Genomic DNA, 12525 nt, shown 5'->3' on the forward strand with positions numbered 1-12525 from the left:
CTGGGGAGCCCCCTAAGCCGCGCGCACCATAGTCGGCACCTCATGCCGTGTCAAGAAGCCTGCATCAAACTCTATCTCTTTGAAAAATAATATATTTTTCTGTTTTAGCAGAATCAGCCAGACCTAAGTTGCATAAGGTTTTCGCGGCAGTGCCGCACCAGACGCATTCTTAGCCAGTTTCCCGGAATCGCTCCGCCGTCTCCAGATCGACCGAAACAAGCTGGGAAACGCCACGCTCGGCCATCGTCACGCCAAAGAGGCGGTTCATGCGCGCCATGGTGATCGGATTGTGCGTGATCACCACAAATCTGGTTTCCGTGCTCTTGGCCATCTCGTCCAGAAGGTCGCAGTAACGCTCCACGTTGGCGTCGTCCAGCGGGGCGTCGACCTCATCGAGAACGCAGATCGGTGCAGGGTTGGTCAGGAACACCGCGAAAATCAGCGACATGGCCGTAAGCGCCTGCTCGCCGCCCGACAGCAGCGTCATCGTTTGCGGCTTCTTTCCGGGCGGGCGGGCGATGATTTCCAGACCCGCATCAAGCGGGTCGTCGCTATCAACGAGCTGCAATTCCGCCGTGCCTCCACCAAAAAGATGGGTAAACAGCCGCTGAAAGTGGCCGTTGACGACTTCGAAGGAGGCCAGCAGGCGTTCCCGCGCCTCGCGATTGAGATTCGAGATCCCGGTCCGCAGGCGCCGAATCGCCTCGATCAGGTCGTCACGCTCGGACGTCAGCGTGGTCTTCTGATCGTCGATTTCGCGCAGCTCTTCCTCCGCCCGCAGGTTGACGCCGCCGAGCCGTTCACGTTCGGCCTTCAGCCGCTCGAGCTTGCGTTCCATGGAATCGGGATCTGGCAGCGGTGCGCCGTCCTTCAGGCCGGCGATTTCCGGCAGTGCCGTCACCGGCACTTCCAGGTCCTCATCGATCCGCCGTTCCAGGTTCTGCTTGCGGTCCCGGGCGGCTTCAAGGCGCTCCTCGGCGCGGATCTTTTCTTCTCGTGCGCCCGCCATCGCTTCCATCGCGAGCTTGGCCGCGCGGTCGACCTCGGCAAGATCCAGCTCTGCCTGCTGGAGCTGATCGTCTTTTGCCTTCTTGTCTTCCTCGGCCTTGGCAATGGCGGAAAACAGGTCGCGGCGCTTGATCTCTATGTCTTCGGGCGCTTCGATCAGCTCGGCCCGCTCCTCTTCTGCCTCTTCACGCCTTTCCTGCAAAATGGAAATCTGCTGTGCGGCATTAGCGGCACGGGTCTTCCAGCCGTCATATTCCCGGGCAATGGCCTCCAGACGGCGGTCGCGCATCTGCTGCTCGCGGGCAAGGCCCTCGGCAACCGCCCGCGCCTCGGCCAGCGCACCTCGCGCTGCCGCGACCTGCCCCTGCAAATCCTCGATGCGATCGCGATAGCTGGTTCCGTCAGGCGCTTCTTCGAGACGTTCATCTGCTTCGGCAAGTTGTTCGCGGGCCAGTTCAGCCTCTTCGCCAAGGCGCTGTGCCCGATCCTGCGCAGCTTCCCGCTTCGCGGCAAATTGCGAAACCGCCCGCTCCGCTGCCGCAAGCGCTTCACGCGCGGCAGCCGCCTGGCGCTGACCGTCGCGAACCTTGCCTCTGGCAAGTTGCTCCAGTTCGACGGCCTGACGCACCCTGGACGCCGCACCCTCCAGCGCTTGCTGGCGATCCTCAAGCTCACGCCGGGCCTGTTCGATTTCGTCGCCGAGTTCCGCAAGACGGTTCTTTTGTGCCAGGCGCTGCGCTGCCGGCGTCGGCGCATTGGCTGCAATCACGAAACCGTCCCAGCGCCACAGGTCACCTTCCACGGAAACGAGGCACTGGCCCGGCTTCAAAGATGTGCGCAGATCCGGGCCCGCTGCCTGATCGACAAGACCGACCTGGCGCAGGCGGCGGCTCAGTTCGGCGGGCGCTTCCACCACCTCGGCCAGGCTTCGGGCGCCGGCCGGCAGAGCCGGATCGCCCTCATGGGGCAGGACCCCGCCCCAGCGGACAGCGGCGGCTTCTTCCAGGGAGGCATCCAGGTCCTCACCGAGCGCGGCCCCCAGCGCCGTTTCAAAGCCCTGTTCGACGCGGATCTGCTCGACAACAGGCGTGTGATCCTGTTCGGAATGAACGTTGAGCACCTGCTCCAGCGTCCTGGCCTCTGTCTCTAGGCCCTGAAGCAACTGGCGGGCGTCGCCGACGGGGCCGCGGGCAGACTGCTCCTGCTCGCGTGCTTCGCGGGTTGCGGTTTCGGCTTCTTCCGCGGCAGCTTCCGCCTCCAGAAGGGCTTCCTTGGCCACTTCCAGGGCTTCCCGGTTTTCGGTGACGCCGTCCTGTTCGGCCATCCGCTCGTTGATTTCGGCAAGGGCCTTCTGGGCGTCCTGGGCCTGGGCAAGCAGCCGGTCGGCGCGCTGACGGCTTTCGGCGACCGCCCGCTCCAACTGACGGCGTTCAGCGGTCGCCCGTGCTTCGGCCGCTGTCAGGTCGGACAACTGGCTTTCCAGCGTTCCCACGGCTTCTTCAGCCTCGGCCACCTTTTCGCGGGCGCTTTCGGTACGCTCCTGCACCATCTCGTTTTCTTCCAGAAGCTCCGCGCGCTCTTCCGACAGGCGCTCCAGAACCTCGTCGTTTTCAGAGACCATCGACTGTTCGCGCCGGATGTCCTCCGCCAATTGCACCAGACGGCGCTCCAGGTCCTGAAGTTTTTCCTTCACCCGCCGCTCTTCGGCATCCAGTTCGTTGCGGGCGATTACCAGCCGCTGTAACGCAGCGCCCGCCCTGGCAGCCTCGTCGCGCAGTTCCGGCAGCTTGTGGGCGGCGATGGCCTGAATGCGGGCGCTTTCGGCCTGCAGGCCCGTGGCTTCGTTCACCTGCTTCTGAGCTTCGGCAAAATGACTTTCGGCCGTGCCCAGCGCATCGCGTGCCTCGGTCCAGCGGATGTAAAGGATCGAGGCTTCGGCTGCGCGAATTTCGGAGGACAGGTTGCGGTAACGGGAGGCCTGGCGCGATTGCCGGCGCAGATTGTCGAGCTGGCCGTCGATCTGGACGAGCACGTCTTCCAGCCGCTCCAGATTCTGCTCTGCCGCGCGCAGTCGAATTTCCGCCTCGTGCCGGCGCGAATGCAGGCCGGAAATACCAGCCGCTTCTTCCAGGATCTGCCTGCGGGACGTCGGCTTGGCGGCGATCAGCTCACCGATCTGTCCCTGGCGCACCATCGCAGGCGACCTAGCGCCGGTGGATGCATCCGCGAACAGGAGCTGCACGTCACGTGCGCGCACTTCCTTGGCGTTGATCTTGTAGTTGGAGCCCTGCTCGCGCTCGATGCGGCGGCTGACTTCAAGCGCATCGGCATCATTGAAGGCGGCAGGCGCAGTACGGTCCTGATTTTCCAGGTACAGCGTCACTTCGGCGGTGTTGCGCGCCGGCCGGTTCAGGCTGCCGGAGAAAATGACGTCGTCCATGCCGGACGCACGCATGTTCTTGTAGGAGTTTTCGCCCATCACCCAGCGCAGGGCTTCGACAAGGTTGGACTTGCCGCAGCCATTCGGCCCGACCACGCCGGTCAGGCCGTTGCCGATGATGAACTCCATCGGTTCAACGAAGGATTTGAAGCCGACAATGCGGAGTTTGGAAAATTTCATTGGCGCCCGTGCCCCCTGGACACGGACACCTGAAGATCATGGGTTTGATCGAGGCATACCGAACAGACCGGCGGATGGACCGCCAGTCTAGAGGTTTGCGTCAATAAGTTTGCCCATCTCTTCAATCGAAAGCGCCCCCGAGTGCTTTTCGCCGTTGATGAAGAACGTCGGGGTGGAATTCACGCCAAACTCGCTCGCACCACGGTTTTTCACCGCTTCGATGGCATCAAGCAGGCCCTGGTTCCCCAAGCATTCCTCAAAGGACTCTTTTGTAAAACCTATCTGCTTGGAAAAGTCGAGCATGGATTGGTACGGATTGTCGGTAAACGCCCAGGCCCGCTGCTGTTCGAACATGATGTCCACAATCTCGAAATATTTGTCTGCAGGTGCACAGCGTGCCAGCATGAAAGCGCCTGCGGCAACCGGATCCAGCGGGAACTCGCGGAAAATGAAGCGAACCTTGCCGGTATCGATGTAATCGGCCTTCAGCTCCGGGTAGGTGCGTTTGTGGAAGTTGGCGCAATGACCGCAGGTCATGGACGCATATTCCACAATGGTGACAGGCGCATTTTCATCGCCGAGGATCTTGTCGCCCAGCGGGCCGGGTTTTACCAGTTCGTCCTGGTCGACGGTCTGCGCAAGAGCCAAGCTCGAACCGGCAAGGCAGAAGGCTGCCGTCGCCAGGGCAGTGGTTTTGAGAAACTGTCTACGGGTCTGGGTCACGAAGATCGTCCTGTCACAATAGTCAAGCGCTGCACCGGCCGGTGCATGGATCGAAGAACATCCTGACGGATATCCAAGCCGATCGGGTTTAACGGTACCGGGCCACCCTATTTGCCTTCAGCTGAATGCAGGATGAACCGGCTTGCCGCCTTCTCTGCCCTCTCGGGCAGGCGGCGTCAACAAAGCTTATCAAATGTGGCAGGAGCGAGGACGGTCAACCACCGGGGCCTCTTTGCGTCGTTCCAGGCCGCAATCAAGCGAAGGACCGGTAAACGCGGTCGTTTTCGGGAAAATCCGTGTCCGTGGGATTGCCCGCCAATCCGCATTTCACAGAGTTGTTATTGGAGGAAACGCGGATCCGCTTCACGCGGCATCGTCTTCCCGGCGGGCGATAACCTGCGCCCCGAGTTTCTTCAGCGCTTGCCGAAGACGGTCGTTTTCGACGCCCTCCAGCCGCGCCTCCAGCTGACGCTCTTCGGATTGGGTCAGGTCACGCAGGGGCTTTTTGCGCACTGGCTGTTTCACCAGAACAGGTTTCTGGAGGATCTTGATGCGGCCAATGGCCCGCCAGCCGTAGAAAGTATTGATGCGCTCGATCACCTGAGCGCTGTCATGAGACAGCATCAGGGCCGTTGCGCCGTCTGTGTGGACTACGAGTGTCGCGGGCTCCGGCGGGTTTTCCGGATCGCTGCGTTCGGGCTGGCGCGGCCAGATCAGCCGGTCAGGCTGTACGCGCGTGCCGTAACGCTCGCCCACGATATCGGCCCAGGAGGCAATGATGTCAACGGACGCAAAACCACGCTTTCGGCAAACAGGTGTCATGGCCTTGCCGACAAGATCGGCCAGCGTCTTTGCCCCCCTCGAGGCGTGCACAGGGTTTGCCTTCGTAGCGCTTATGGCCTACCTCCTCATCCAGACATGCGGTCCGGCGATTTGCCGGCCGGTTTCCAGAATGGGGTGTTGTGTCTCAATAGAATACGACAAAATGACGACGAATACTTTCCCCGAACTCGTTGCACTGCCTATATCAGCCAAGTTGTCCCCAGGCTATCCAAGGCTTGCTGCTTCATATCAACACCTGCTGTTCATCTGATCTCATGGCATCTGCTTCCCCTTCTCGACTGCTTCTTGACTGGTATGACCGGCACGCACGGCGCTTGCCCTGGCGGGTTTCTCCCGAAGACCGGAGCCTGGGCGAAGTCCCGGATCCCTACCGGATCTGGCTGTCTGAAGTGATGCTGCAGCAAACCACTGTCGCAGCCGTGAAGGACTACTTCGAGAAGTTTACGCGAAGCTGGCCAACCGTGACCGATCTCGCCAACGCAGCGGAAGAAGACGTCATGAAAGCCTGGGCGGGCCTTGGATATTATTCGCGGGCGCGCAATTTGAAAAAATGCGCCGAAACCGTTGCCCGGGACCACAACGGCCAATTTCCTGAAGATGAAATGGCATTGCAGAAGCTGCCCGGCATCGGCCCCTATACAGCGGCCGCCATCGCAACCATTGCCTTCGACCGGCACGCGGCCGTGGTTGACGGCAACGTGGAACGGGTTCTGACGCGGCTGTTTCAGATCGAAACGCCGCTCCCGGACGCCAAACCCGAAATCAAGTCGAAAATGGCTGAGCTGACGCCAGACGAGCGGCCCGGCGACTTCGCGCAGGCTGTCATGGATCTTGGCGCGACAATCTGCACACCCAGGCGACCGGCCTGCGCCCTTTGCCCCTGGCGCTCGCTCTGCCGGGTCCAGTCGTCTGCTCTTGCCGAAACACTGCCGCGCAAGGCGCCGAAGAAAGAAAAACCCACACGTTTTGGCGCTGCCTTCGTGGCGGTCGACACTGCATCGGGCGCGGTCTTGCTGCGCCGCCGCCCGCCGCGCGGCCTGCTGGGCGGGATGAGTGAAGTGCCGGGAACCGAGTGGGCAGAAGACTTCGCCCTTCAGGATGCGCTCAGCCTTGCACCGTTTCCCGCGAACTGGCAGCAGCGTCCGGTGGAAGTGAAGCACACCTTCACCCACTTTCATTTGCGGCTCACGGTCTACCGGGCCGACCTTGAGGCAGAGGCTGCCCCCTTGCTGGATGATGCCTGGTGGTCGGTCCCGGAAGTCATTGAAAGCGAAGCCCTTCCGACGGTGATGAAGAAGGCTCTGGCTGCCGCGGTTGAAAGGCCGCGGAAATAGTTCTTTTCCGGCTCAAGAAAACAGTTGCAGTTTACCCGAATTGGAGGTTGAACAGCGCACCTCTTTGCTGGATCTGAGCCCCGATGTTCACTTATTCCTACGACGCACTCTTTTCTCAAAAGGAGTGCGATGAAATCATCCGCCTGAGCCAGGCGGAAGCCCAGGATACGGGCGGCCTGGTGGGCGGAAAGCAGCAAGGCGAGATCCGCCGCGCGCGCATAAGCTGGCTTGATGACGAAGGCACCGCCGGCTGGGTCATGGACCGTGTGATGACTGCCGTTGCAAAAGCCAATCGCGAGGCCTTCGATTTCGACATCACCGAGTTTCGGGAGAAGCTTCAGGTTGCCATCTACGATGAAAGCGAAGAAGGCCATTACGACTGGCATTCGGATGTCGGGGAAGGCCCCATCGCCCAGTTCCGCAAGGCGACCATCGTCACCCAGCTTTCGCCAACGGACGCCTATGAAGGCGGGGCGCTGGAAATCAGCCTCGGCCACAAGGTGATGGCTGCCTCGCGCGATCAGGGCTGCGCGACGCTGTTTGCCAGTTTCATGCTGCACAGGGTGGTGCCGGTGACAAAGGGAACCCGCTACTCCCTCACCTGCTGGAGCCACGGCCCGCGCTTCCGCTGAGGCCGGGCAGACGCCTCCTCAAGCGGTTGCCATCTACGTCTTCCTGCCGGGGGCCTTCCTTCATCTGCCGGCAACAAACGGACAGTATGACGAAGTCGCTTTTGCCCGCCTGGAAAGACTTGAAGCCGGCTTGCTTTCATGGACTGGTCTGTGGCCGGTTTCAATTCGCTGCTTCGGGGTGTAACCAGTGGAAGTTCCATTTCAGAGTGCCAAGGCCCCTTGCGCCTGAAGTGAAATATTCTAGAATAATTCTAAACAACAACCGATTTCCAAGAAGGAGGCTCTGCCGTGAAAGGGAACGAGAAAGTCATTGAGCGCCTGAACGAAGCTCTGTTTCTGGAGCTGGGCGCCATCAACCAGTATTGGCTTCACTACCGCCTCCTGAGCGACTGGGGCTTCGCGCGCCTTGCCAAGAAGGAACGGGAAGAATCCATCGAGGAAATGCAGCACGCCGACAAGCTGGTCGACCGCATCATCTTCCTCGAAGGCCATCCGAACATGCAGAAGGTTGCGCCGCTGCGGATCGGGCAGAACATCAAGGAAGTGCTGGAATCGGACCTTGCCGGCGAATATGACGCCCGCACGTCCTATGCCAAGTCCCGCGACATCTGCCGCGAGGAAGGCGACTATGTTTCCATGCAGCTTTTCGAAGAGCTTCTGTCGGACGAAGAAGGTCATATCGATTTCCTGGAAACCCAGCTTGAGCTTCTGGAAAAGATCGGCGTCGAGCGCTACGGCATGCTGAACGCCGCCCCGGCCGACGAAGCCGAATAAGACGTCAAGCCGACGTTCATTGGCCATGCAAAAGCCGGTGCAGCCCTGCACCGGCTTTTCTTTTTGGTGTGTCGCACTCGTACGACTTCATGCGGTGCGCTTCGTTGCATTCGAGACGGCTCCGTTCAGTGCACTACCGAAGCCGTTCGGAACACTTTACTGGAAGGCCGTCTCAGCGAAGCTTCGAAGCTTGCGCGAATGCAGGCGTTCGGCGGTCATGTCGCGCATCTTCTCCATGGCCCGAATGCCGATCTGAAGATGCTGGGCAACCTGACGCTTGTAGAAATCGGTTGCCATGCCCGGCAGCTTCAGTTCACCGTGGAGCGGCTTGTCCGAGATGCACAGCAGCGTGCCGTAGGGCACGCGGAAACGGAACCCGTTGGCGGCGATGGTCGCCGATTCCATGTCAAGCGCGATGGCACGCGACTGGGAGAACCGCTTGACCAGCTCCGGCTGATCCCAGAGTTCCCAGTTGCGATTGTCGAGCGAGACGACGGTTCCTGTCCGCATGACGCGCTTCAGTTCGTAGCCGTCGATACCAGTGATTTCCGCAACCGCATCTTCCAGGGCCACCTGCACTTCCGCCAGCGGCGGGATCGGCACCCAGATCGGCAGGTCCTGGTCGAGGACATTGTCCTCGCGCACATAGCCATGAGCCAGAACGTAGTCGCCGAGCGTCTGGCTGTTCCGCAGGCCTGCACAGTGACCGAGCATCAGCCACACATGCGGCCGCAGCACTGCGATATGGTCGGTGATGGTTTTGGCGTTGGACGGACCGACGCCGATATTGACCATGGTGATGCCGCTGCCGTCCGCCCGCTTCAGGTGATAGGCCGGCATTTGCGGCAGCTTTGTCAGCTCTTCACCATCCGGCTGGCTCTGTCCTGCTTCCAGCACCACATTGCCGGGGGAAACGAAGGCCTCGTAGCCACTGTCCGGCTGCGACAGCAGCTCCCTGGACATGCGGCAGAACTCGTCGATGTAGAACTGATAGTTCGTGAACAGCACGTAGTTCTGGAAATGCTCGGCTTTTGTCGCCGTATAATGCTGCAGGCGGTGCAGGGAATAGTCGACACGCGGCGCCGTGAACGAGGCAAGCGGCATGACGCCATCGGCCGGATCATACGTGCCGTTGGCGATGGAATCGTCCATGACGGTCAGGTCCGGCAGATCGAACATATCCGCCAGGGGACGGTCGAGATTTGCCGCCGCCGCACCGCCTTCCACATGCGTGCCGTCATAGAAGGCAAAGTGCAGCGGGATGGGCATGTCGCTGTCGCCTACCTGGATCGGCACGTCGTGGTTCTTCATCAGTAGCGACAACTGGGATACCAGATAATGCCGGAAAAGGTCCGGTCGGGTGATCGTCGAGGCGTGGGTGCCGGGACGGGAAACGAAACCATAAGACAGGCGGCTGTCGAGCCGGATGTGGCTGTCGGTCACGATCCGCACCTGCGGATAGAACGCGCGCACGCGGCCGTCGATTTCCTTGCCTTCCAGAAGATCCTGAAAATGCTGACGCAGAAACGCGGTGTTGGATTCAAAAATTTCGATCAGCCGGTCGACCGCCTTGTCGGCATCGGTAAAGACCTCAAGCGGATGCGATGGCGCATGCCGGACCCTGCGGGCGGCTTGATGAAACATGTTCTTGTTCGAGTTGGACACAAACCGTCTCCTTATTGTTCTTATGGGCTCACAGTCCCGCTAACGCTTGCCATGGTCAATAGATCTAGCATCGGATTTTGAATTTTTTTTCGCAGAGAGAAAATTTCTGCAAAGCGCCCACGCTACCGCATTTGAGCAGGCTTTCCCAAAGCGAGGCAAGCGGCTAAAGTCCGGCAAAGTTTTCAATCAGGAGTTCCCCATGAAAAACACTGTCCTGACCCTTGCGGTCGCCGTTTCCTCCCTGATTGGCGCAGGCGTTTCCGCCCTTGCCGACAATCTGCCGGATCTCGGCGGCCGGGACGTCGTCATCGCGACCGAAAATACCTACCCGCCGCTGCAATTCGTCGATCCGAAGTCGGGTGAGGCAATCGGCTGGGAATATGATGCCGTTGCCGAAATCGCCAAACGGCTGAACCTGAACGTCACCTTTCAGAACACCAGTTGGGACGCGATGATCCCCGCCATCTCCGCCGGCGAATACGACATCGCGATGAACGGCATCACCATTCGTGCCGACCGCGCCGAACAGGTGGACTTTTCAAACCCCTACATGCGGTCCGAAATGTTCATGCTGGTCCGCGCGGGCGAAGACCGGTTTACGGATGCCAAAGGCTTTGCCGCCAACAGCGATTTTCTGGCCGGCGCTCAGCCGGGCACCACGCCGTTCTATGTCACCGTCTATGAAGTGCTGGATGGCGACGAAGCCAACCCGCGCATCAAGCTATTCGAAACCTTCGGTGCGGCCGTTCAGGCGCTCAAGGCAGGCGATGTCGATCTGGTTCTGACCGACAGCACCGGTGGCCAGGGTTATGTCTCGACCAATCCGGACACCTTCAAGCTGATTGGCGATCCGATGGGCTCGGAAGACTTCGGTTTCATCTTTCCCAAAGGCTCGGACCTGATCGAACCGGTCAACGCGGCTATCGCAAGCATGCGTGATGACGGTACGCTGGATGCCCTCAACAAAAAGTGGTTCTTCGACTACAAAGTCGCCGAGTAAGGCCAATCACCGCCTGCGGGCGGCTGGACTTTCCGACCCATGGCCGGTATCCGGGCCTTTGGCCCCGTTGCCGGCCATTTTCGTTTGAACCGCCGTAACCAACGCTGGAGCCGAGACCAAACCATGTTCCGCACCAAGACACCGTCCGGCGCGCCAAAGGAAGACTTCCCCTACTGGCTTCTGGTTGCCGTCGGCATTGCGGTTTTCCTGTTGTTCCAGATCGCGACCAACGACATCTATTCGCAGGTCATGGCGACGGTTTCGCGCGGTATCGGACTGACGGTTTTCGTAACGCTGGTCGCCTTCTTCTGCGCCTCCGTGCTCGGGCTTTTGCTGGCTCTTGCCTCGCTGTCCGGATCGATCGTGTTGCGGCAGGGGGCACGGTTCTACGTCGAGATCGTGCGCGGCATGCCGATCATCGTCCTGCTGCTCTATATCGCCTTCGTCGCGACCCCGCTGTTCATCGCTGCGGTCAACGCCGTTCTGGAGCCTTTGGGACTGGACCCACTGCGCACCCGGGATTTTCCGCTGCTCTGGCGGGCGGTTCTTGCGCTGACGATCGGCTATTCGGCCTTTATTGCCGAGGTTTTCCGGGCCGGTATCCAGGCCGTCGACAAGGGCCAGATCGAGGCCGCCGAAGCGCTCGGCATGAACGGCTGGTTGCGCTTTCGCCTCATCATTTTCCCGCAGGCGCTGAAGACCATCCTGCCACCGCTCGGCAATGATTTCGTGGCACTGATCAAGGACAGCTCGCTGGTGTCGGTTCTGGGGGTCGCGGACATCACCCAGCTCGGCAAGGTCTATGCCGCCGGCTCCTTCCGCTACTTTGAGACCTATAACGTCGTCGCCCTGATCTACCTGATGATGACGATCACGCTTTCGCTGGCCCTGCGCAAATTTGAACGGACAAAACAGATCCAGGAACGCTAAGGTTTTTCTCCGACCACCTCCCCTCCTGTTCCTCATCCTGAGGAGGCGCAGAGCGACCTCTCGAAGGACGGGTGGCAGGCTCTGGAACTGGCTGGTGGCCTATCCTTGGAAACCGGCATCGCGGCCCTTCTCAGGATGAGGGTTATGGGGGGATCGGCTAGTTGCAGCGAGACGGAGATCTGCATGCGTTCCTTTGAAGAAATAGAAAACCTGGCCGCGGAGAAAAAGGGCGGCCCCGAAGCACTCAAGGCGCTGCTGGCAGAGCATCCTGCCCCCAGAACGGCTGACGAGCTGGAACAGGTCGGTGACGACCGCTGGCTTGCCATGTTCACCAAATGCGTCTTTCAGGCCGGGTTCAGCTGGAAAGTCATCGATCAGAAGTGGCCGGGTTTCGAAGAGGCCTTCGAAGGCTTCGATGTCGCCCGCCTCGCCTTCTTGCCTGACGAGGCGTTCGAGGAGCTGCTTGGCGACAAAAGGATCGTGCGCAATGGCGCCAAGATCCGTTCCGTTCAGGAGAACGCGATTTTCCTCAAGAAGCTAGCGGCCGAACACGGCAGCGCAGCCAGTTTTTTCGCGCATTACCCGGTGAGCGACCAGATCGGCCTGATGGACCTCCTCAAGAAACAAGGCAACCGGCTCGGCGGCAACACCGGGCAAATCGCTTTGCGCTTTATGGGCAAGGAAAGTTTCGTCCTCTCCGGCGATGTGGTTAACGCTCTCATCCGTGAAAATGTCATTGAGAAGGACGCGATGTCGAAAAAAATCTGAACGCGATTCAGGCTGCCTTTAACGAATGGAAAGCAACTTCTGGTCGTCCCCTCAATGAAATCAGCAGAATTCTGGCCTTTTCGGTCGGAACAAGTCATTAACTTCTCATTCAGCTTTTACGATTGTAAACAAAGCCTTGATTCAAAGGGAATTTTTGTTTCGATCGCTTAACCGCTGATTTACCAAACCCGGTAACCATGACACTCGAAATTGCGTGAGGTATTGCGT

At 60.0% G+C, this 12525-nt stretch carries 10 protein-coding genes; 6 read left to right on the plus strand and 4 right to left on the minus strand.

Going from position 1 to position 12525, the window contains the following annotated elements; genetic code table 11:
• Positions 1–169 precede the first annotated feature (169 nt).
• From smc to V1T76_RS02340, 3 genes are all read right to left on the minus strand, one after another.
• A complete protein-coding gene (smc, locus tag V1T76_RS02330) occupies positions 170–3628 on the minus strand; it encodes a chromosome segregation protein SMC (protein ID WP_330559007.1) in 3459 nt (1152 codons plus the stop codon).
• An 87-nt stretch (positions 3629–3715) separates the two neighbouring features.
• Positions 3716–4351: a thioredoxin domain-containing protein gene (locus V1T76_RS02335; RefSeq protein ID WP_330559008.1), complete on the minus strand. Its 636-nt coding sequence runs from the start codon at positions 4349–4351 to the stop codon at positions 3716–3718.
• A gap of 363 nt (positions 4352–4714) precedes the next feature.
• A complete protein-coding gene (locus V1T76_RS02340; RefSeq protein WP_330559009.1) occupies positions 4715–5224 on the minus strand; it encodes a DUF721 domain-containing protein in 510 nt (169 codons plus the stop codon).
• A 224-nt stretch (positions 5225–5448) separates the two neighbouring features.
• Between V1T76_RS02340 and mutY the strand changes: the two genes are divergently transcribed.
• From mutY to bfr, 3 genes are all read left to right on the plus strand, one after another.
• Complete coding sequence (mutY, locus tag V1T76_RS02345; protein WP_330559010.1) at positions 5449–6528, plus strand: A/G-specific adenine glycosylase; 1080 nt, start codon at positions 5449–5451, stop codon at positions 6526–6528.
• A gap of 83 nt (positions 6529–6611) precedes the next feature.
• A complete protein-coding gene (locus tag V1T76_RS02350) occupies positions 6612–7160 on the plus strand; it encodes a 2OG-Fe(II) oxygenase (protein WP_330559011.1) in 549 nt (182 codons plus the stop codon).
• A gap of 288 nt (positions 7161–7448) precedes the next feature.
• Positions 7449–7934, plus strand: a complete 486-nt coding sequence (bfr, locus tag V1T76_RS02355) for a bacterioferritin (RefSeq protein WP_148585168.1) — start codon at positions 7449–7451, stop codon at positions 7932–7934.
• A 156-nt stretch (positions 7935–8090) separates the two neighbouring features.
• On the opposite strand, the gene V1T76_RS02360 is transcribed toward bfr, so the two are convergent.
• A complete protein-coding gene (locus V1T76_RS02360) occupies positions 8091–9578 on the minus strand; it encodes an AMP nucleosidase (protein WP_330559012.1) in 1488 nt (495 codons plus the stop codon).
• A gap of 220 nt (positions 9579–9798) precedes the next feature.
• Between V1T76_RS02360 and V1T76_RS02365 the strand changes: the two genes are divergently transcribed.
• From V1T76_RS02365 to V1T76_RS02375, 3 genes are all read left to right on the plus strand, one after another.
• The gene (locus V1T76_RS02365; protein ID WP_006935759.1) at positions 9799–10599 is read left to right on the plus strand and encodes a transporter substrate-binding domain-containing protein; all 801 of its coding nucleotides are present in this window, start codon (positions 9799–9801) and stop codon (positions 10597–10599) included.
• Positions 10600–10722: 123 nt separating this feature from the next.
• Entirely contained in the window at positions 10723–11529 is an 807-nt protein-coding gene (locus tag V1T76_RS02370) for an amino acid ABC transporter permease (RefSeq protein ID WP_330559013.1), read from the plus strand.
• 183 nt (positions 11530–11712) lie between these two features.
• Positions 11713–12297: a DNA-3-methyladenine glycosylase I gene (locus tag V1T76_RS02375; RefSeq protein ID WP_330559014.1), complete on the plus strand. Its 585-nt coding sequence runs from the start codon at positions 11713–11715 to the stop codon at positions 12295–12297.
• The last annotated feature ends 228 nt before the right edge of the window (positions 12298–12525 follow it).

The sequence above is a fragment of the Roseibium sp. FZY0029 genome (genome assembly GCF_036350355.1).
In the GTDB taxonomy this organism is placed as follows: domain Bacteria; phylum Pseudomonadota; class Alphaproteobacteria; order Rhizobiales; family Stappiaceae; genus Roseibium.